Source organism: Mesorhizobium sp. M0136 (genome assembly GCF_040322515.1).
GTDB lineage: Bacteria > Pseudomonadota > Alphaproteobacteria > Rhizobiales > Rhizobiaceae > Mesorhizobium.
Genome location: NZ_JAMYTP010000011.1, coordinates 79682 through 101313 on the forward strand (window position 1 = coordinate 79682; position 21632 = coordinate 101313).

Annotated in this window: 15 protein-coding genes; 3 read left to right on the plus strand and 12 right to left on the minus strand. The window is 61.3% G+C overall.

What is annotated here, in order from left to right; all coding sequences use genetic code 11:
• Nucleotides 1-317: 317 nt before the first annotated feature.
• From tssM (NKJ35_RS15420) to tagH, 3 genes are all read right to left on the minus strand, one after another.
• The gene (tssM, locus tag NKJ35_RS15420) at nt 318-3881 is read right to left on the minus strand and encodes a type VI secretion system membrane subunit TssM (protein WP_352648158.1); all 3564 of its coding nucleotides are present in this window, start codon (nt 3879-3881) and stop codon (nt 318-320) included.
• Between the two features lie 22 nt (nt 3882-3903).
• Nucleotides 3904-5292: a type VI secretion system protein TssL, long form gene (tssL, locus tag NKJ35_RS15425; RefSeq protein ID WP_352648161.1), complete on the minus strand. Its 1389-nt coding sequence runs from the start codon at nt 5290-5292 to the stop codon at nt 3904-3906.
• Between the two features lie 421 nt (nt 5293-5713).
• Complete coding sequence (gene tagH, locus NKJ35_RS15430; protein ID WP_352648163.1) at nt 5714-6757, minus strand: type VI secretion system-associated FHA domain protein TagH; 1044 nt, start codon at nt 6755-6757, stop codon at nt 5714-5716.
• A 306-nt stretch (nt 6758-7063) separates the two neighbouring features.
• On the opposite strand from tagH, the gene NKJ35_RS15435 reads away from it, so the two are divergent.
• From NKJ35_RS15435 to NKJ35_RS15445, 3 genes are read left to right on the plus strand one after another with little or no spacing between them, the layout of a single operon-like run.
• Nucleotides 7064-9391, plus strand: a complete 2328-nt coding sequence (locus NKJ35_RS15435; RefSeq protein WP_352648165.1) for a type VI secretion system Vgr family protein — start codon at nt 7064-7066, stop codon at nt 9389-9391.
• A 10-nt stretch (nt 9392-9401) separates the two neighbouring features.
• The gene (locus tag NKJ35_RS15440) at nt 9402-9824 is read left to right on the plus strand and encodes a DUF6484 domain-containing protein (protein ID WP_352479429.1); all 423 of its coding nucleotides are present in this window, start codon (nt 9402-9404) and stop codon (nt 9822-9824) included.
• A 9-nt stretch (nt 9825-9833) separates the two neighbouring features.
• Complete coding sequence (locus tag NKJ35_RS15445; RefSeq protein WP_352648168.1) at nt 9834-10997, plus strand: hypothetical protein; 1164 nt, start codon at nt 9834-9836, stop codon at nt 10995-10997.
• Between the two features lies 1 nt (nt 10998).
• Here the strand turns inward: NKJ35_RS15445 and NKJ35_RS15450 are convergent, their stop codons facing one another.
• From NKJ35_RS15450 to tssK, 9 genes are read right to left on the minus strand one after another with little or no spacing between them, the layout of a single operon-like run.
• A complete protein-coding gene (locus tag NKJ35_RS15450; protein WP_352648170.1) occupies nt 10999-12048 on the minus strand; it encodes a hypothetical protein in 1050 nt (349 codons plus the stop codon).
• The gene (locus NKJ35_RS15455) at nt 12045-13133 is read right to left on the minus strand and encodes a DUF2169 family type VI secretion system accessory protein (RefSeq protein WP_352479425.1); all 1089 of its coding nucleotides are present in this window, start codon (nt 13131-13133) and stop codon (nt 12045-12047) included. Before NKJ35_RS15455 ends, NKJ35_RS15450 begins: the two co-directional genes overlap by 4 nt.
• Nucleotides 13134-13136: 3 nt before the next feature.
• Nucleotides 13137-13619 carry a hypothetical protein gene (locus NKJ35_RS15460; RefSeq protein WP_352479424.1) on the minus strand — a complete coding sequence of 161 codons (483 nt, stop codon included), beginning with the start codon at nt 13617-13619 and terminating at the stop codon, nt 13137-13139.
• A complete protein-coding gene (locus tag NKJ35_RS15465) occupies nt 13619-14041 on the minus strand; it encodes a hypothetical protein (protein ID WP_352479423.1) in 423 nt (140 codons plus the stop codon). The genes NKJ35_RS15460 and NKJ35_RS15465 overlap by 1 nt, the downstream gene beginning before the upstream one ends.
• Nucleotides 14038-14907: a DUF4150 domain-containing protein gene (locus NKJ35_RS15470; RefSeq protein WP_352479422.1), complete on the minus strand. Its 870-nt coding sequence runs from the start codon at nt 14905-14907 to the stop codon at nt 14038-14040. Before NKJ35_RS15470 ends, NKJ35_RS15465 begins: the two co-directional genes overlap by 4 nt.
• A 2-nt stretch (nt 14908-14909) precedes the next feature.
• On the minus strand, nt 14910-15449 hold the full coding sequence (gene tagF / locus NKJ35_RS15475; protein WP_352479421.1) for a type VI secretion system-associated protein TagF: 540 nt from the start codon (nt 15447-15449) through the stop codon (nt 14910-14912).
• Nucleotides 15431-18964 (minus strand): type VI secretion system membrane subunit TssM, encoded by a 3534-nt coding sequence (gene tssM, locus NKJ35_RS15480; protein ID WP_352648173.1) that lies wholly within the window; start codon nt 18962-18964, stop codon nt 15431-15433. Before tssM (NKJ35_RS15480) ends, tagF begins: the two co-directional genes overlap by 19 nt.
• Nucleotide 18965: 1 nt before the next feature.
• Complete coding sequence (icmH, locus tag NKJ35_RS15485) at nt 18966-20288, minus strand: type IVB secretion system protein IcmH/DotU (RefSeq protein WP_352648175.1); 1323 nt, start codon at nt 20286-20288, stop codon at nt 18966-18968.
• A 4-nt stretch (nt 20289-20292) separates the two neighbouring features.
• Nucleotides 20293-21627: a type VI secretion system baseplate subunit TssK gene (tssK, locus tag NKJ35_RS15490; RefSeq protein ID WP_352648178.1), complete on the minus strand. Its 1335-nt coding sequence runs from the start codon at nt 21625-21627 to the stop codon at nt 20293-20295.
• Nucleotides 21628-21632: the final 5 nt, after the last annotated feature.

The window sequence follows — 21632 nt, forward strand, 5'->3', positions numbered from 1 at the left end:
GCATCCTGCGATCTCCCCGCCTGTCACAACGTGCCGGTGCCGAAGTGTTCCAGCTCTTATCCCACAACCAACCAGGCAGCCAGTCAGGTAACGCCGGAATGACGCCGTGCGATCTCGCCTTGATCGGTGCCCCAGACGACGACCTAGATGCCACTGTCAGGACCCGGCATCTTTCAGGATCCGAGCGAGCGACGTGCCACCCAGCGCAAATTGCCGACCCCGTCGTTAAAACAGGAGCGTCGGTATATTCAAAATATCGATCCTCACCCTAGCTTGGTTTCGCGATCTTACTTGCCTTCGGCGAGGTCAAATCCTTCTCAAAACGCCTTCGGACAGCTGAAAGCAGAAAGTGCGGGAAGGAAGAAGGGGCTGGGTCCGGAGCCGGTCTGGATCGTATAGCTGACGTCGCGTCCGCCGATTACGAAGCGCGCCTCAACAGTGCCGTCTTTGCTGGTAATCGTCGCCTTGTCCAGCAACCGCTTCAGCGACCACGGCCCTTCGAAGCTGATAACGGATTCGCGGCCCGGCATTTCCGGCGTCAGCCTCAGACTGGCGGATGTCGAGGCCGCACCGGTCGGCCAGGACACAGTGCTTGGCGTGTTAGCCGCCTGGTTGCTCTGGACGATCTGGCCATCGACGTCGAGCACCGCAGCATTTGCATCTCCATTCAGCGAGAACGGGGTAAAGGTCAGGTTGACTGACGGCATTGACCCGCCCGACGGGAAAAATGCGCCGCGGATTTCCGCAGCCAGCTGAAAGTTTTTCAGCGTCGACTTCGACAGGTCGCGCCCAAAGCGTGCATCCTGTTTCCAGCTCCAGTCCTGGCCGCTCATGTCGATCAAGGAAGCAAGGTTTTGTGCGAAGAACCGGTCCATCAGGCCGCCCGGAGAGAACAATTTGGCGAAGTCCGCCATCGCAATATCCTCGGTACCATCGCCGGCGAAGGGGTAGCGGCCGTTGACCGCCTTCTCGCAGGGCTGCGTGACGGCCTGGTCGAGCATCTCATTCAGATTCGTCAACGAAATTTCAGCCGCGTTGCCCTCAAATTCGTCTGCAGTTGCGTTGACCATTCTGCCGAGTTGCTTGGGCAGACGCGATGCATTGGCGCGAAGGGTGGCTATCTGCAGCTGCAGGTTGGAGTTGACGCGTTCCGTCTGCGAAGGGACCTCGGTTGCCAGTCGCAGGCTCTGGTGGATGTCGCGAAAATTCTGGGTCAGCGCATCGATCGGTCGGTGTCCAAAAGGACCGCTTACCAGAGCCTGGAAGGACCTGAACTGCGCTTCGATGTTTGCCCCAGGGTTCTGGCTATGAAATTTCTCGGACCCCGTACCGGCACGGCTTTGCGATTTTGCGGAGCCAATTTGGATGCCGATGCGAGCCAGGCCCTTGGCCATGTCTGCGGCGTCCTGGGACTGGCGCAGGACGGTGCCGACCTGCATCCCAGTGCCCGAGTCGGCGCCGGAGACAGAGTCGCGCGCCAGGGTTGTTTCCTCGGCCATCGCGGTAAAAAGCTGTTCGATCGGCGAGCTTGGTGAGGCTACGGCGGAAAGCGCGACATAGTGCGGCTTGTCGTTCAGCATGGCCTTGAGTTTCAATCCATCGAGTACGCTGTTCCACGCGGCTGCGAACTCCCTGCCGTAGCGATCGAGAAGTTCGGGGCCGAGTTTGAGCAACGCCTGATCGATGTCGCCTTGCTCGCCGCCACCGCCCAGAACCCACTGGTCGTCGACGAGTGTCTGGGCAATCCGCGAAAGCTGTCCGAGAAAAAAGTTGTTGAATCCGGCTTGGGTGTAGAGACCGGGTATACGAAGCTTCGACAGATCGCCGCCATCGACGCGCTCGAACACAAGCTGCGCTTCCGGTCCAGCTTTTTGGGAGACGGCAAAATCGTCCAGCGCAGCCGCATACACCCCCGACTTGATCAATGCTGACGCGCGATCCGCAAGGCTCATGCGCCCGAGCGAGCGCTGGGCGGCTTCCACAAGCGGCTGGTAGAGTTCGAAAACTGGATCATAGGCATCGTCCAACGCGAGCATGGCGCGTAGGTGCTTTTCGAGCTGCGCGCGTCCTTCCCGGTTGCTCTCGCCTGGATACCGGTTCTTTTCCCAATCCTGCTTCATCCAAGAGATGATCAGTGCGTCATCGACCTTGGGTGCCTTGCCGCCGAGCATCAGGTAGATCTTGAGCGGTTCGTAAAGCGTGGCGGGCTCAGCCATCGTCGCCTGGACCGTCCGCTCAGCCTGAACAAGCAGACGCGACCGCAACATTCGTTCCAGTGCTTGCCGATAGGCCGTTGTCGATGCAGAACTAAGCCTTTCCCGCTGGCTCAGGCCGAACGTTTCGTCGATCGGGATCGGTAAGTCACTGCTTTCGAAACCGGCCGGCATGTTGCGCAGCTGGTCGAGTGGCCCGATGACGTTTTCAAGGTCGACATCCGCGACCGTCGTGCTTTTGAGCAGGGCGTCCGCTGTCTCGCGATATTGGCTCGTCGCCTGCGTCGTAGAGGCGATCAGCGAGCGGTTGGCCATGAAGCTCATCCCGAGCGCGCCAAGGGCCGCTGCAGTGATCAAGGCTATGATGCCAAAGCCGCCATATCTGAGGGCCGCTGCCCGCCTCTCGGTCGCGCGGTCATAGGAAACCCATCCGGATTCAGCGAAAATGACATCGGTCAGGAGATCGTGCAAAAAGAAGCTCTTGCCGGTCCCGGACAGGTGGGGGCGGGAATTGTTGCCGAAACTGCGGCCGATTGCGCCCAAGACCTGATCGATGGGCGTTCCCTCCTGCGTCCCCGACGAGAAGTAGATCCCACGCAAACTGACGTTCACCTGGCCGCGCACCGGATCGAACAGGCTGGTCACGAAATTGGCAATTCGCCCCTTGAGCGCGTAAAACTGGGCCGGAAAGCCAAAGATCGATATGCGCGAGACCGGATCAAGCTCTTCCTGCAGGCGGTCAGCCATCTCGTCCGCCAAGCGGTTCGCCAGCGCATCGAATTCGGCCGGAGCCTCACCGACCATGTTCTTGTTGCGGTCTGTGGTCTGGAATGTCGCGCCCCAGACCTTGCGCCTGCGCGGCTCCTCGAGACTACTGAAGTATTCCATGAAGCCGGAAACAAGATCGGCCTTGGTGAACAGCAGGTACACCGGAAACTGGATTTTAAGCGTCTGGTGGATCTCCCTCAGGCGACTGCGTATTTCAACGACTTGGGCATTTAGCTGCTGGTCATCGAGGCTGATGAGGTCGGCAAGGCTGATGGCCAGGATGACCCCGTTGATCGGTTGCCTTGTGCGGAATTTCTTGAGCAATGACAAAAACGCAAGCCAGCTCTTGCTGTCGCTTCCAGCACTGGAATCCTGCGTGGTGTAACGTCCTGCCGTGTCGATCAGCACAGCCCCTTCAGTGAACCACCAATCGCAGGAGCGGGTGCCGCCAACACCGGCCACCGGCTGGGCGTCTCCTGAACTGGCAAGCGGAAAATTCAGACCCGAATTGACCAGTGCCGTCGTCTTGCCTGCGCCCGGCGGGCCAATGACGATGTACCATGGAATATCGTAGAGGAAATTGCGCTTGCCGCTCGAGCGTTTGAGTGTTCCGATGGCCTCATTCATGCGCGCCTCGAGCACCGGTGAATCGTCATTGCCCCCGTCGCCGCGAGCAATGACGATCTCGAGCGCTTTTTGCGCCTTTCTCACCTGCCAGACGCGCACTCCGTAAACGAGGGCCGCGGTCGCTACGATCGTGCCGATGATTGTCGCGCGCAACCAAACAGGTCCCAGCGGCCGGATATCGGCGAAGCGGATCCAAGGTCCAGCAAACCAGATCGCTGCCGCGAAACCGGCCAACGCGGCCGTGCTGAATATCCGCGGCAGCCAACGCATCATTGGCGTTTCCCACCGGCGGTCTTCACAGCGTTTCCTCCTTGGGGATCATCACGTCGACACGGCGGTTCTTGGCCCGGCCCTCGGACGTCGCATTGTCGGCAATTGGCTCATCTGCGCCCTTGCCATCGGCGGTCACTCGCGCGGGATCGCTAAGTTTCGTGGCGATCATTGTCCCAACAGCCTTCGCGCGGGCGACCGAAAGGTCAAAGTTGGATTTGAACGCGCTCGATTTCCGTGGCTTCACGTTGTCCGTGTGGCAAACGATCCTGATTGGCCCCGGCTCGTGCTCAAGGGCTGCGGCAATCTGTTCGGCCAGTGACTGAGACTCAGGCTTCACTTCGGTCTTGCCCGGCTGAAACAACAATTGATTGTTGATCTCCACTACGATGAAGTCGCCTTTTGTGCCGATGGTCATCCCGCCGCGCTCGACTTGCGTGGACAGTGCCGAGCGGATGCGGTCGATCTGCTCGGTTACGGCAGGCGAGGCAACTGTCGCCGGTTCGGGAAGTGGGGGTACCACACTGGCGCGCTCGATCGTCACGGGTGTCGAGGGATTGAGCGCCAGCAACTGTCTGGCTGCAGCATCGCCTTCATCGGTCACGAACGCCCGCAACGTGAAGAACGCGGCCGTCAGCAGGGCTGATGCCGCGGCGGCAACGCCCCAGAGCGGCAGGCGGGTCGAAGACGGCACCATCGTCGCCGCCATGCTTTGCCAGCGGGGGGAGATGTCCTCTCCGGCGCGGGCCCTGAAGTAGCGAAGCGTCTCGTAGACGTCGCGCCGCACACGTTCGAGACTGATATCGTCGCGCGCCAGGCCCCGATACTGGCCCTCAAATCCCAGGGACAGGCAGACATGCATCAGCTCCAGCAGGTCTAAGTGTGGCTCCGGATTGGCCAGCACCTTGTTTAGCGCTTCGAAAAAGCCGGCGCCCGTGGCTTCGAGGTGAAAAAACCGCGACAACATACTGTGCTGTGCCCAGGTGTCCTTGCCGGTCCAGGGCAGGTTGCCAACAAGATCGTCGGCAGTTTCGCAAAGGGCGAACTTCGCGATCCGCGCATCCTCTTCGGCAACGCCCGACTTCTCCAGCGTCCGGTCGAACCTCTCGATCGCTTCGGCGATATGCTCGGCCAGTGGCGCCGCCTGTCTTTCAACCGGCACAAGCCTGAGATGCCCGAACAGGACAAGCAATGGTGCTGACGCCGCGAGGATCGGATTTGCCGTCGAATATTTGACCGTGTCGGCGGCTTCGAGCAGCACCTCCTGCTGAATGATCGGCCTTGACTCGGCTGCCCCGGCTTTGGCCGCTGCACCGGACGACGCTCCCTGATAAAAAATGGTTCCGGATGTCCAGTCCGGCGGCATATGCCGACCTATGTCAGGATCGAAAACTGTCGATTCCTTGACGTCCAAGGGCCTGACCGGCTTGGCAATCGGTTCGTTTGCGGCTGGTTTGGCATTCTGCCCGCGCCCTGGATTGGTGCGGATGACGGTCTTGCCGACCGGGCCGAAAGGATCGTCCTTCGAGCTCATTGCCGATGTGCCGCCGCGATGCAATGTCCGCGCTCGCGTTCGAGAGGCGCCAGATCTTTCCTGGTCGGATAGGGCAAGCAAGGGGCCGGCCAGCGAGCCCTTGGTCCGCAGCAGTCTTTGCTACAAGAAACGATGTCGCCGCAATATGACATCTGCCGCAGACCCCCAGGTCAATCAGGCTTACCCGCCTGGCGAACGGTCGTATGTGATCGTAATCTCAGATGTTGTCGATTGGAACATGATGCGGTGCGCCGATGCGCTTTTCTTCGTCAGCTAGAGCGGCGCAGTCTATTGGGCCGGTCTATTTGTGCTTGTCAGCTTTGGCATACGCCTCGCCGAAATAGGCCAAGAATATATCCAGCATGCCGTTTTCATGGGCTTCCTCCATGGTCCGCCATGTCGCGACAAAAGCGTCCCATGCTTGGGCCTTCTTGGAGGTGAACGATGTCGGTGGAAGCTTTTTGCCGATCGCTTCCGGCGACAGGTCGTCAAGCAGTCGCGACAGCGCAGCTTGCATGGCGGCATAAGTCGCAAATTCGTGCGTCTTGAGATCGCGGAACGCATCTTCGACGCTGTGCCTTGCATCGAGATAGCCGGATCTGCGCCGTGCAAACATGATTTCGAGGATGTCGTCGATCCCCGGCACGAACTTAAGCGGGTTGTTGTCGGCGGAGCTTATCATTGTCCGGTGCGTGCTCTTGGCCAGCGTTTTGGCGGCCGCACGTGCCTTCAGCAGCATGGCCAGTTGCTCGACCACCACCCGCAGGACCGAGCCAATTTCGGCCGCGACTTCATGCGGGTCCCGCGACTGCAGCAGTTCCGGGGAAATACCCGCTCCAATCGCGATTTCCCGCAGCACCTCGTCTCTCGTCGAAGGGACCGAGGCGGGCAGCGACGGTGCTTGTTGCTCGGGCCATGGCTGTGCCGAATTCAAGAAAGGCTCGCCTCCAGAGTCAAGCAGTCGATCGGCCGCGACGGGCATGTGTCGCTGTGTCGAACCTTCGTCGCCTTGCGGATGGGTCGGCGAGGCGCGCTCGTCAATCGATACAAAGATGACGTAGCGGCCGACCAGGAGCCTGTCGCCGTGCGCCAGCCGGTGCGGACCGGTGATGCGTTGGCTCGATCCGTTGATGAAAGTGCCATTGCGCGAGATGTCATGCAGCCAAAACGCGCCTGCCTCGTATCGAATCTGGCAATGCCGGCCGGAAATGAACTTGTCCGGGTCGGGTAAGATCCAGTCGCAATTTTCGCGACCGATTTTGAAGGTGCGATCACGCGATCTGTAGCCGGGGGATACGCCAGCGGGCAGGGCATCGACATTGCTGATCTGCAGACTGATTAACATGCACAATCGCCTGTGTGATCGCTGGCGGCCTTGTCGGCACGATACTCCATGTTTTTAACGTGGCTAATCCAATTTCGCATCACATGGCCGCAAGGCAGCGGGCGAACTCTGGATCTTGCTGATTCGCCCAGCTCTGCATGCCTCTTTGGCCCGCGCAACAACATGTGGTACGCTCAACACGGACCAGCAACCCAGTGAGAATTGTTGTGAGCTTTCAGTTCCTGAACCTGACGTCGTTAGTATAGCAGGACAGTATAGCAGGACCTTGAAATCCACTGGCGGCCGGGTCCAGGAGGGGCACGACCAATGCCGAATGAACGTGCCACGGTTGTGGAGACGCCGATTGGCGCCGAGCTGTTGACCTTCACGCACCTTGTCGGGCGCGATGAGATAAGCCGTTGTTTTGGCTACACGGTTGGGTTCGTAAGTACCGACCACGACATCGATCCGCTGAAGATGCTGGGTGGGGCCGTCTCGATCGAAGGTGAATCCGATCCAAAACGTTGGTTCAGCGGCCTGGTGTCCGAGTTTAGACTTACCCGGATCGAGGACCAGCTGGCCTATTACGAAACGGTCGTCAGACCATGGCTCTGGTTTCTCGGAACTACGACCGACTGCCGCATTTTCCAAAACATGAGCGTCGTCGAAATCGTCGAAGAAGTATTTTCAAAATACAGCACCGCAAAATACGAGAAGCGCCTGCAAGGCTCTTATCCGCCGCGCGAATACTGCGTGCAGTATGACGAGACCGATCTCGATTTCGTGCAGCGACTCCTCGAGCACGAGGGCATCCTGTATTTCTTCGAGCATGGCGAGGGCAAGCACACGCTTGTGCTTGCCGATTCGATGAGCAAGCTGAAGCCGGCGCCGGGCTATGAAAAAGTGCCTTATCACTTTGAAGGGCAGGGCTCCCGGCGCGATGTTGAATATATCACCGAATGGATCCCGGGGAGTTCGGTGCGGCCGGGCGCCTATGTCCATACCGACTATGATTTCAAAAAGCCGGGCGCCGACCTGATGGCCAAATCGGCCCAGCCGTTCAGTCACAAGCTGGCTGCGGGTGAAAATTACCGTCAGCCCGGCGCGCATCTCGAAGTAGGCCGCGGCGACAGCCTGGCGGCAATCCGGCGCGAGGAAATCCAGGCGGTGCACCAGCGCATCGCCGCGGTTGGAACCGTGCGCGGCCTGTATTCAGGCTGCACCTTCAAGCTGGACGGCTTTCCGCGCGAGGACCAGAACCAAGAGTATCTGGTGGTGAGCGCCGAATACAGGCTGTTCGACCCCGGCTACAGAGCCCATGCGGATGTCGAGAGCGAGAACTTCAAGGTGATCCTTGGCGTGGCACCCACGGCATTGCCCTATCGTCCGCCACGGGTCACGACACGGCCGATCATGCGCGGCCCTCAGACGGCGACTGTGGTCGGTCCGTCCGGCGAGGAGATATTCACCGACAAATATGCGCGCGTGAAGGTCCAGTTTCATTGGGACCGGCTGGGCAAGAAGGACCAGAACAGTTCCTGCTTCGTGCGGGTTTCGCAGACCTGGGCCGGCAGCGGCTGGGGTTTTATCCAGATACCGCGTATCGGCCAGGAGGTCATCGTCGACTTCATCGAAGGCGATCCAGACCTGCCGATCATAACCGGCAGCGTCTACAACGCCGCGCAGATGCCGCCTTATGGACTGCCCGGCAACGCCACGCAATCCGGCTGGAAATCCGACTCGTCGAAAGGTGGCGGCGGCTACAACGAACTAATGTTCGAGGACAAGGCAGGCTCCGAACTGGTCAACTTCCAGGCGCAGAAGGACCATCACCTTCTGATTAAGCACGACCGCAACAAGTTGGTGCAGCACGATCAGTCCGACCGCATCGACCACGACGCCAAGCACTCTGTCGGGCACAATCTCGACGAGGACGTAGGCAACAACAAAACTGTCAAGGTCGGCGTCGACCAGACAACTAACATCGGGTCGAACGACACCGAGACGGTTGGGGTGAATCGGTCGCTGACAGTCGGATCGAACGAGACGATCCACATCGGCGCGAACTCTACGGAAAACATTGACGCCAACCATTCGCAGACCGTAGCGATTGTCCAGACGATCACGGTTGGGGCGGCGCGCGTCGATACGGTCGGTGCCTCCGAGACACGAAGCGTCGGCGGACCGCAAACGAATACGATCGGTGCGACACGATCGGTTACTGTAGGCGCGGCGCAGAGCCACACGATTGGCTCGGCAGACAAATGGCAGATCGGCGCCGCGCAGACGGTTGACGTCGCCGCCGACCAGAGCTTTACTGTTGGCGGCGCCCATTCCTCGCAGGTCGGCAAGGCGCGGCTGGCCAAGGTTGCAGCGGACGAGGGGATCGAGGTCGGCGGGGCCTACTCGCTAAAAGTCGCCAAGGCGAGCAGTGTCATTGTCGGCGAAGACGGCGTGATGAAGTTCGGCAAGAAGCTTTACGTCGAGGCGGCTGACGAGATCACGCTGAAATGCGGCGATGCCAGCATCATCCTCAAAAAGGACGGCACTATTAGCGTCAAGGGCAAGGACATAAGGCTCGACGGCAGCGGCGACATCGACGTGAAGGCCGACGGCAAGACCAAAATCAAAGGCAGCAGTGTTCACAACAATTGAGGGCCGAGCGATGGACGTTGTGGAGCGTGTTGATGGGGTGATAATTGGGTTGCTGATCGGCTTCGATGATGGCTCGCCGCTCGTCGTTTTCGTCGGCAATCCCAGCGACACGGCGCTCAAGGCCCGCAGCCTCGCCGCTCTCGACGCTTCCGCTGTCGGCTCGGAAGTGGCGCTGCTGTTCGAAGCGGGTGACCCCGCCCGGCCGCTTGTGGTCGGACGGATAGTTGATCCGCGTCCCAATCCGCATCCCGTCGAAGTGTTGCGCGACGGTGAGACGGTGATATTGAATGCTCGCGATCGCATTGAGTTCAGATGTGGCTTGGCGTCCATCATTTTGGAGAAGAACGGGCGCGTCTCCATTCGCGGCACACAGCTCAACAGCCACGCGACCGGTACGAACCGTATACGAGGGGCGGCCGTTCACCTGAATTAGGTCAAGCCGATGCAGCGCCTTGCGACGATCCCCGCCATCGTTGACCAGCACGCGGAGGACGCCGCTTTCCTCTGGTCACGGCGGCGCCGCGAGATCGATGGACCGCTACTGGGCGAAATCGACATCGGCCGCATCGACCAGCGACTGGACGCCAATCTTGAAGGCCTGTTCGCGTCGGGCGAGGCTGCGTGGGCGGCGGCGAACGCGCGTTTCTCCGATTATTCTGAAGCCCCAGAGCTCTTTGTCATGGCGTGCCTGGCGCTCCATTGGGGACTGGAAAAGCCGCTTGCCGCAGTGATCGAGGCCGCCGCCGCACTCGGCGAAACCGGCATCAAGGGTATATCAGGCGCCATCGCCCGGACACCGCGCGAGAAACTCCGTCCTTTTGTCGCCAAGTGGGTCGATTCCAGGGAAACGATGCTAAAATGCATCGGGCTTTCGGCGCTCTGGCACCATCGCGCCGATGCCGGCCCGAGCCTCGGCGATTTAGTCGCAAATAGCCAGGCTGAGATCCGTATACGAGCATTGCGGTTGGCTGGCGCGTTGCGCCGCCGCGATCTGCTCCCGGCAGTAGCTGAGCGTCTCGCCGCCGATCAGCTGCCGGAACGGTTGGCGGCCTCGATCGCCGCTTGTCTCCTCGGCGCGGACCGTATGGCCCTGCCTGTTCTTGATGAATTGCTTGCCTCGCGTAGTGTTCCCCAAGGTGAGGTGATCGAAATCCGGCTACTCGCCTCGGCGGGAACTCCCGCAAAGGCCTGGCTTCAGAAATGTCTAAACGAACCTTCGTTGCGACTACCGGCTCTAGCCACCATAGGAATGCTTGGCGACAGATCAATCGTCCCCTGGCTGATCGAACGCATGCGCGAGCCCCAATCCGCTTATGCCGCGGGCCTCGCTTGGCGCGATCTGTTCGAGGTCGATTTCAATGATACCGACGTCTTCACAGTCGATACCTCGCCGCTTGGAAAGCCATTCGCCAAGATCGAGGACTCGCCGCTTCCAATGGCCGAACGCGCGAGTGCATGGTGGGACGATGGGCGGGGACCGGGCAAATACGTCGCATTCCGCTCCATGCGTCGGCTGCGGCTCGCGGCCATCCGAGCCTCTTTGGACAACCGTGACCTCCCATTGGCCGACTGGCGGCGCACGCAGCGCTTCCCCGCCTGGATGTAATTCAGCTGGACTTTACCTGGCTGACCAGCGCCGTGGCGCGCAATCCGGCTTCGGACGCAACTTCGCACATAGCTACCGGACCGGGCGCGTAGCCGGCGGTGAAACTGTCGGACGCCACAAGTAGCGCCAGCGCCCCACCGGCCGCTCCCACCTCGCCGACGGTCATCGCCGGATAGGCAATCGGCAAGATCTCACGCCGTGTACGATAGAAGCGAGATCTTGCTATATTTGCTTCCCACCCGCTATAGCGCTCCCCATTGCCATTGCTGACGACAAAGACGATGTCAGGTTCTTGCGGACCACTGTCGGTCCCATTCAAGGCACCCTGAAGCGCACCAAGCAGCGCCTTGCCCTGGCTGTATCGCTCCGTCAGAACACTATCGGCTTCCTGAGCAAAGCCGGCGCCGTGGATGGCGGCGAGACACGATGACTTCGAATCTGGTCTCGATTGCAAGCAAACAAAGGCTGCCGCCTCTCCGGGAACAAGCCCTTGAGAATTGTCAGAGCCCTTCAGCCGTCCCGCCTCGGCGAGCCGAGCGATATCCTTGTCGTTGACCAGACTGTCGACGCCGCCGAGCAAGACGCGCTCGACGCCCGGATGGGCAAGTATCTCCGGCATTTTCTGAAGCACGCCAATGCTTGCGGCGGCGCCGCCATCGAGCGCCCGCGATGCCTCATGGAATGGTCCGCCGCATGAGCGCACGACGGCATTCAGGAAGCCAGAAGGGTATTCTTCTTCGAAGGCCGCATGGTTCCTGAACTGCTCCGGTAGCACCAGGATCAGCACGGTCGTTCGCGGATCCGCCGCCGTCGATGCGAGCGCGTCCATGATGGCGCGCGCCGCCATGTTGACCAGCCAGTCCCAATCGGTGGTTTTCAGTGACCAGTGAGTGGGAATGCGCGAGACGATCTGCGATGCACCCATAGGCTCGGCCAGCAGGTACTCTTCATAGGCGGAGAGCCCGGCGCGGATCGCGGCGAGCGTTTGCCGCCGGTTCAGGCCGGCGGGCGTCACCGCGCCACCGCCGACGATATACAATGGCCGATTCATGGGAGCCACGCCGGGCGTTCGCTAATGGTTCCGTCAGTCCCGCGCAGCGCAAAATAGTCCTTACCCTTTCGTTTCGCCGCAATCAGCGCCGGCGTGACGTGCCCGAAGACAAGTTCGCGCAGCGCAGGCCGGTTGCGCCGCGTCGTCATAGCCACCCGCGCCTTCAGCGTGACCCTAAATATGTCGGGCTCGATGATGATCGTATCCACTTTGAAAACTTGGTCTTCGACGCGGTCATCGAAGATCAGGCGGATGGGCGCGACCACGCTTGGGAGCTTGAATTTCCACCGGCCGCCGGGAGTGAGTCCTATCAGAGTGACCTGATCGCCGCCGTTGAGATCGGGAAGTTGCTGGTCCGCCGGCGCCGCGAGATTGTAGCGCGGATCGCAATCCTTCGGTGGCAAGGGCCACTGGGAGTCGATCCAGGCCTGATCATAGGTCCCTGCCAACGGCAGGCGCGGCTGCCACCCGCGCCCGAGCGCCCCGAAACCGGCCGGCCGCGGCTTGTCCGAGGGACTCATGAATGGCTCAGCCGGGTAGGTTATGTTTGGCGCCTGCGTCTTGACTGCTGGATCAGCCGAGCGGGCAAGGGCGAAACCCACTCCCAGCGGATTGTGAGGATGGGTCTTCAGATCGGCGGTGGTGCCGCCGTAGGCGCGTTCATAGACGATAGGCATCCGTGTGAATGGATGTGGCGCGCTATAGCTGCCGGCATCGTACATGCGGTCGCCGACGATACTGAGTACCTTTTGCAATGGCCCGAACTTCAGTCCGGCTTGCATTTCTCGAACCGGCTTCCCGTTCGGCGCGTATGCGGTGCCGTTGACGATAACGTCCACGCCGGGCTTGCGCATAGCGATGTCAGCCTCGTAGCGCGTCGATGAAAGAGCAGGATCGCCGAAAAAGACATCGCTGAGCGTCACCGGCAATTGTTCCTGGGCCGGTTCCAGGGCTGTCGTTTCCTCCGCGCCTTGGAAGCTCGCCGAAAAAATGCCCAGGAAAACCTCCTGACCTTCCGCATCAGGCAGTGTGTAAGACCCTACAGCGAAAGGGGTACGATTCTCCAACCAGACCGCAAAGCTCATCGGTCAGCACCAGGTTCTGTTCTCATCCATGCCGATCGGCCAGTACGGCATACAGGCGATCAGGCGCACCAATTCCTTCTTCCTAGCGTCGATCAACCATTGCAGAAGCAGGGTTTCGGGATAGATGACCTCTCCAGAGCTCTTGTTGGCGTCGCAGCAATCGAGCCAGTAATTGCGTACAATCCACACCACGTGGCCATGCGCGGCAGCGCCGGCGGCGCGCTTGTTGAACGCCTTGCGGATAGCCTCGTCGCGGTTCAATCCTTGCTGTTGTTGTGCTTTGACCGTGTCTGCCCACCAGGGCGCCGCGATCTCGTAGGCCATTTGGATGTCTTCCAAGTACCCGTCGAAAAGATCCTGATGCCGCCCCGAACTCTGGGCGAGCTTGCGCGCCGCGATTTTCGCATCCCGGGGCTCGATGTAGCCGGGCTGGCGCAGCAGGCGGCGAATGCCGCGGTCGGTTTCAAAATAGGTGATAAGCGCCATCAGGTGATCTCTTCGTCCTGGTCAAGCCCGATCGGCACAAAAACGAAGCCGTTGACCACTTCGGTCAGATCGGGGGCCTTGCTGGGGATGTCGTCGATCAGCAAGTCTATATGGCCGACATAGCGGGGGCTGTCGCCGAGGTCGTCGACACCCCACTTTTCCTCAGGCGACTTCTCGGCTTCCTCCACGAATTCGTGCTCGTTCTTTCGGTTCAGATTCTCCACCTCGAAATAGTGCGTGCGAAAGATATGCAGAAAGCGCGGGTGCCCGGAAATTCCAGTCGGCCAGATTAGTGAGATGGCATCAAAGCTTTCGACTGCAACGATGCCGCTCCACCAAGCATTGATTTCGGGCAGGAGCGCGCGCAGTTCGGCGATGTAGCGCTGCTGGATATCGTCGTAGCTCTTGGCGATCGCGATCATGGCGCACCTAGCTTTGTCGCATAGGCTTCCGCCTGGCTTCCCTGACTGCGAAAATGCGCTTCGCAGTGCGGCTTGACCCTGCTTGCCCGTTCGAAATACTTCTTGAAATCCGCAAGTTTCATATTGCATCCGCCAAGCGCCCAGGCCACGCACAGCGGCGGCTGATGGTCATGGGTCATATGGCCTTTACCGCGCGCCATATCCTTCCCATGGACAGGATCCTCGTATCGTACAATCGCCCCACCGCTCGGTCGCGTCGTGCGCCAGTGAGCGCGCTTTACCCGCGCGTCGTCCCGCTTGCATTCCCAGCATGGTTTGTTGCGGACCGCCTTCTTCTGGGCCGGGGAAGGATCCTTATCTGGTCTGTGGACCTTCGCGTCGTAAGGCTTGCTCGGACAGGGGCCGGGTGTGATACCCTTGCGTCTCAGCAGCGCCTTGAAGGTATTGATCGCTGTCTGGTCGATGCAATTGGGTATATCGCTTGCCGTATTCTGAGCCATCATGTCGCCGTGGCGATCGACCCCCTTGCCCTCCGCCTTGACCGTGAACGACCACAATTTGAAAACGCCCTTGCCTTTGATCTTGTGGGTGATGACGCCTGCACCGAGACCTTGGGTCGCCGGCTCGTTGCCGGTGCTGGTCGAAATCTCCGAAGAATTCTCGATCGCCGTCGGCTCGCCGTCGATTTTGACGCTTTTGGTACCCTTCGACAGGTCGGAAGAGGACAGCATATTGACATAGGGCACCGGAACCGGGCCCGCCGGCGGCGACGGCGGCGACAGACAGACATCGCCCGGCGCGATCCCCTTGCCATTGCTGCCCTTGTGGAAGAAGCCCATGTTCTCGGCGAAGACGGTAATGGCCATAATCAGCTTTCCTCGGCCGGCAGAGGCACGGTACGCATAACCGGCAGGGCGTTGTCGGCCAGATCATGAATGTCTTTGAAATGGCATTCGTGCACGTTCCAGCCGTCGCACCAAAAGACGATCTTGGGCTCCGCGTGGTTGGCCGGCGTCGGCTGAACCGCGTTGATCCGCTCGGTAACCATGGCACTCGTCCAGTAGTGCGCCACCGCGTCACCTGCGATCTCGGACACAGCATCGAACCATTCGTCTTCCATGCGGGGCGGGCGTCCGACGGCGGCGACTACGAATGGATATCTGCGCCCGACGCGATCCTCGCTCATCCGCCACGCGCCTGCGCAAGGCTGATCGCAGAAGATGCCAGCCGGCACCGTGAAGCGCCAGACATGCGGGTCAAGTTCGCCCTCGTCTGGTCGCGCTAGCAACTCCATCGACATCCAGCGGTCCCAGCGGTCGATGAAGGTCCGCGGCAAGTTCCACGCGACAAAGTCGCCCGTCGTCGGGATCTTGCCGAAAAATCCAGTGCTCATATCTGCGGCGGACATGAAAATTTCTTGAACATCTGCAGGTTATAGGGATTTTCGACGCTGGCGGCCTTGAGTTGGAAATCGGCGTACATGCCGTTCGTCCCCAGGCGCAGGCTGTAGACATCCGACAGCGCGGTGCCGGCGAAGCGACCGCTGCGCAACATTCTCAGCCACGCCCAGCTACCGGTCTCGTTGAGCAAGATTTCGGGCGAGCCATCGATCGGCTGGAAGGCAAGCGAGATGACCCCTGTGCCGTCCTTGCCGGGCCATGTCATCGGCTGCGGCCTCGTTGCATTGTTATAGTAGACGAGGTTCTGGCCGTCGAGGTTGAGCGTCACGCGCGCAACATTGGGCGACAGGTCCTTCGGTTCGAGCGTGAAGCTCATCAGCGGGCCTGTACCGCCGGGAAAGAGATCATCGCGGATCCGTCTTGCCTGTTCGAACGCGGCCAGTGCCGAAGGATCGAGGCCGAAATCGGCGCGCCATTTCCATGGCTGCGCCGACGTGTCGACATAGCTGATCAGGTGGTCGTTTATGAAGTTGTCGATCAGCCCTGCCGGTCCGAACAGGCGGGCGAAGTCGCGAACATTGACGTCTACGGCGCTGTCAGGGCTGAAAGGATAGCGGTTGTTGAGTGCTGCCTGGCAGAACGGCAGGATGTCGGCTCGCCAGATCGCGTTGAGCTCCGAGGTGACCGCCTTCTGCGTGAGGCCGCTGGTATCGCCGGCAATGCCGCCCAACCAATCGTCGATTGGGTCGGGCAGGATCTGCGCCTGCCTGGCAACTGCTCCAGTCAGTTCTGCCAGGCCGCCCTGCTTCTTGATGGCGTCCTGAGGATCGGGATTGGCCGTTACCGTCTGCAGCACGTTGGACAGTGCGGTGAGCGCGACAATGGCGGCGTCGAGCGCCGGCGGCTGGCCCTCGACCTCGGCGATGGCACCCTTGAGCGGCTTGAAATGCTCGGCCACCAGACTGCCGGTAAGATCCACTTCGTCGGCGGAGCCCGCACGCGGCAAAAGCTTTGCTCCGGTTTTTACGATCTTGCCAAGCTTGCCCAGCTTGCCAAGCAGTTTCGAGCCACCTGCCGCCGCTTTGTCGTTTGCCGGCGCTTCATCGGATCGCGTAAGCTCGGTCTCCTGGACCACCGCGGTGACCAGGCGCTTCAGCGCGGAGTCGGCGCTTGAAAGATCCTTGAGGTTTTCACTGGCGACGTTTAGGTCGGTTAGTGGCGCAAGCCTCATGTCGCGCAGGAAGCTGTCCCATTGCGCGATATAGTCGTCGTAATAAAGTTTCAGAATATCCTCTGACAGCGCCGACACCGAGGTTTCGGAATTCTCCGAGCAACCGCCGGCGAACACCGCCCGGTCGAGTGCTGCCTGGGCGGCGACATCCTCGACCCGGTCGAGAATGGCGTCATGGAAGCCGGCATAGGTGAACGCTCCCGAAATGCCGACCCGAAGCGTCTTGTCGGAACGCCGCGCAAAGACTTTGGCGCCGTTTGGGCCGGCGAAGTTTGCAGGGATCCATTCCTTGAGCGCAGCTACCGCCGGGTCGGCCAGCAACTGCTTGTAGGCACGCGCCGGCAAGGAAATCGTGCAGACGGTTTTTAATGCCTCTGCAACCAGTGCCTGGTCCGGGGTGATATAACTGGCGTCAACCGCCATGCGACGGATCGCGGCAAGCTGGTGCTCTTCCGCGTCAGCTGTCGGGAAGGGGGCCGCGGCCGCGAATTCGGGCAGACTGTTTACCCACCAGTTCTGGGCGAAATCCGGATCCATCTGGGAGAGGCCGGTCATCATGCGATAGGTCTTCAGCGCGCCAAGCATGAAGTCCGGATCGCGGATCTGCCGCCACATCGTCGCCTCGAGCAGCGCCACCATGTGCGGCTCAAGAATATTGCGCAAAGCGTGATCGTAAGTGTCGGTCTGTGCTCGCACCAGTTCCGCCGAGGCTGATGGCCCCAGCAAATCCTGTGCTGCGCCAGGCGGTGGGGTGCGGGCATTTGCGACCTCATCCATGGCACCGAGGGCGACATCGATGGCAGGCTGTTCTACGGATGCCGGGTTTGCCGCGGCCGAGGTCAGTGGCGTCTGCAGCGCCTCGAACTGGCTTGCCTGGGCCGCGATCGCGTTGCGGTTGTCGTAATAGGACCAGGTGAACAGCCCGCTGACCAGCAGGGCGGCTGCGGCACATGCTGCAGCCGCGCCACGCCAGATCCAGGCGCGGCGGCGTTGCGCCAGCGGATCGAACGTGCCGAGGCCGGCTTCCTTGAAGATGACTTCTGTAAGCAGGTTCTTCAGGAAGAAGCTGCGTTTTTCGACACGCGGCGCGGGCAACGCCCGGCGCGGCGGAAGGCCGAAGGAGGCAGACAGCGCTGCGGTCAGCCGGTCGATCGGCGCCCCTTCCTGGGTCGCCGATGTCAGATAAAGGCCACGCAGCCAGGGGGCCTCCTCATACCGGCTTTCCCCGAACATCGCCTCGACCAGTACCTGGATCGGCTCGGACAGGCTGGCGAGTTGGGCGGGAAACCTGAAGATTTCGGCGCGGGCGGCAAGCTTGTCCTCATCCTCCAGCCGGGGCACCAGCCGCCGCTCGAGCTCGGTTGCTAACGTCGCGATTTCCCGCTCGATGGTCCTTGCATCGACATGCGCGTCGAGTGCGAACGTGGTCCCCCAGACCTGCTCGCGCGCCGCCGTCGACAAACCGCCGAAGAAAGCCTCAAATCCCTTGATCAGGTCGGCTTTGGTCAGCATCAGATAGACCGGAAGGCGGATCTCGAGGCGATCGTTGAGCTCGGCCAGCCGACGCCGGATCTTGCGGCCATGCGCCTTGATGGCGTCGTCGCCCTCCGAAAGCACATCGATCGAAAGCGCGACGATCACACCGTTGAGCGCGCGACGGCCCCGGTGCTTCTTCAAAAGGTCGAGGAAGCCCAGCCACTCCACCGCGTCGACGTCGGGTTGGCTCTCCTGTTGGACATAGCGGCCTGCAGTGTCGATCAGAACCGCGCTCTCCGAAAAGAACCAGTCGCAATTGCGCGTGCCGCCGACCCCTTGCAGGTCGTCGGTCAGGTCGATCGGAAAGTTCAACCCCGACTGCCGCAAGGCTGTGGTCTTGCCGGTGGCCGGCGGCCCGACGATAACGTACCACGGCATCTCGCGCAGGAACTTGCGACCGCCCAGTTTGCGGCGCTTCAACTCGGCCATGACCTCGGCGAACTTGGCACCGACGGCAGCGACATTCTCTTCGCCGGGGCTGAGTGGCTTCTCCACCGCCGGCGCGGCGATTTCGGCGACGAACATCCGGTTGGCACGGATCGCCCGACGCTGGGCAACGATCAGCCAGATCAGCCAGAAGATGACCAGCAGCGCGATGATGACGATGCGCACATTGTCCGAGGCGAAAGGGTCGTAGGGTCCGACCCTGACGATCGGCCCGAATACCCAGATCACCAACGAAAGCAGCGTGATGCCAATCAGTGTCCACAGCCAGCGCGATGTCAGGACCGCCCAGAGGAAGCGCAGGATGAACATCTCACAGCCTCTTTTCGACCAGCACCTCAACGCGCCGGTTCAGGGCCCGGCCCTCGCGCGTGCCGTCGTCGGCCACTGGATCCGTGGCTGCCCGGCCCTCGGAATGGACGCGTTCCTGCGGCACTCCGTTTTGTACCAGCATGTCGGCAATGGTCTGGGCGCGAGCCTCAGACAGTCGCTGGTTGGTCGACAGCGGATTGGTTCTTTGCAGAGGAACCCCGTCCGTATGTCCGACCACAGTGATGTTGCCGATCAGGTCACGATTGGCAAGGATCACCTTGGCGATCGAGCCGATCAGCGGCTCGAATCCTTCCGTCAGTGTTGGCCGCGACGACTGGAACAGTTCGGGGTTGGATGCCTGGATGACCAGCTTGGCCAGCGAAACGCTCTCCGTGCCGCTGAGAGCCGATCTGAGATTGCCCGGCGCGCCGGCCTCAAATTCGGGCAGCAGTGCAAAATCCACAGTCTCCGGCGGCGGGACATCGACCGTTGGCGACACGCGGCTGATGTCGCCACGTGTCGGCGGCGGCAAGGCGCGGACCAGCGCTGAAAGCTCAACCGCCTGGCTGCTGAGTCCCATCGAGAGCCCGACATAAGTCGCGGTGGCGATAACCGTTGCGGCCAGGGCCATCACCCAGATCGGAACGATGAAGCGCTGCGGCTCATCGGATGCGATGACGCCCTTCCAGTTTGGTGACAGCGGGGCATTCTCGGCGTCGGCATCGCGCAGGAAACGTGCCGCGGCCACACGAACGGCATTGAGCGAGCGATCGCCCGACCGGCCGGGCACGCGATACTTGCCGCGAAAACCGAGTGCCAGGCAGTCATACTGTAGTTCGAGCAATTCGCGATCTCGGTTCGGATGACGTTCCAGTTCGTCGAGCCGTGTAAAGAACTGCGTGCCGGCGTCGACATCGCCCCGCAACATGACCACAAGCGGCTGACGCGGCCACGCGCTGGCCCCGCCCCAGGGCGTGTTCAGTGCCAGATCGTCGAGCAAGGCCGCCACCACCCAGGCTGCCTGATCGGCCCGTTCCATCGACGACCCCGCCGCCATTGCCGTGTCGCGTGCCCGAACCAGTTCTTCGAGCAGCCTGGTTCGTAACACTTCCGGATTCTCCGGTGGCAGCGCGCTCTCAAGCTCCGGCGCAAACTCGAGCAGGGGCGCGAAGGCGTTGACAAGGCCGTTCGGGTGGGTGCGCGAGCGTTTTACCGGCCCGCCCGGCAAGGATGCCGCCATCGGCCGCGGCATCGGCGTGCCGGTCAGCCTGATGCGAGTGCGTTCGCGATCCTCCGACAGTCCGAAAGGATCATCCCGGCTCATGGTTTCACCTGTTCACCGAATAGCAGTCCACCTGCGGTTCGCTCGGCAGTACACCCGAAACGCCAATGACGAAGCCTGGGGCACCGAGCAGCGATGCCCAGTGCTCGCTTTTCTGGTCGAGCTCAAGGCACAGCCGATCGCCGTCGTAAGGAATCTCGCGCGGTTGCGAATGAAGCGGTTTCAGCGGGATGCCGGGCAGGCGGGACTTCCACAGGCCCTCGAACTCATCCGCGGAGCCCACGGTCGCCTGGTTGACGAATATCTTGCGTAGCGCGTCCTCCGACAGTTCCGAACCGACGCGGATGACGATCCGGCTGGCCACCAGCAGCTTCGGATTGTCGATGCGGATTTTCCAAACATTGGTCGAATGACGCATGACGGGCAGCGCGCGCGATTTCGGCTCGATGTAGCGCAGGCTCAGGATCAGTGAGCGCAATGCATCCGCCAGCGCCGAAAACGGTGGGCCGGGCGCCATGTGATCGTAAGCCGGCAGCTCGCCCAGTCGCCGCGCGCTCGAGCCGTAGGTCGCCATCGAACCGGCAAGCCCGGCCAGTTCCAGATAGAGTTCGGCCGGATGGAAAACATCCTGCGCGAGCATATGGGCCAGGCGCGGACGCGCTGCGTTGGCGAGGTTGAGCATCAACAGGTCTTCGACACTGCGCCCTGGCCCGCCCATGACCATCTTGCCATGCGCCTCGGCGATCTGGTCAAGGCCTGTGACGACCTCCAGAAGCAATTGCCGGTACCAGGCCACTGCACCAGTAACCAGGGCCGGTGGCAGGAATGTCTCGTCCAGCGAAACGCCGCCATCGGCGCGAACCCCCTTGATGTCGGCTATCGGCAGGGCGGTATAGCCGCCGACCGATTTGCCGGGTGCAAGCAACAGCGATTGCGGTCGGGCGATTTCGATTTCTTCGGGGTCTGAACCGCCCTGGACGGCATCGCGCACCGAAACGATCCGTCCATGATAGCGCGCACCGCTGGGTGGCGCATGCGCGGGATCGAAGCCAACGCCGCCGGCCGGCTCGAGCGGCAGGGCGACCAGCACTGGGCCGGCGCCTGTATCCGGGGTGACCGGCAGCGGACGCGGCCCGTCCATCAGATCCGGAATGGAGAAGGGGGTACCGTCAGGGAAAATGCCTCGTGCAGACAGGATCGAGATCTGGCCGGCATCGAGCAATGCCTTATCCAGGGTCAATTGCTGAAAGCCGAACGTGTGCAGCTGGCCGGCCTGCAATGCGCCGCGCACAGTCGCCTCGAAGAAACGGTCCTGCTGCTGGAAATGCTGGGTCCGCAGAAAAAGGCCCTCGGACCACAGCACCCTGTTTGCATCGCTCATCCGGC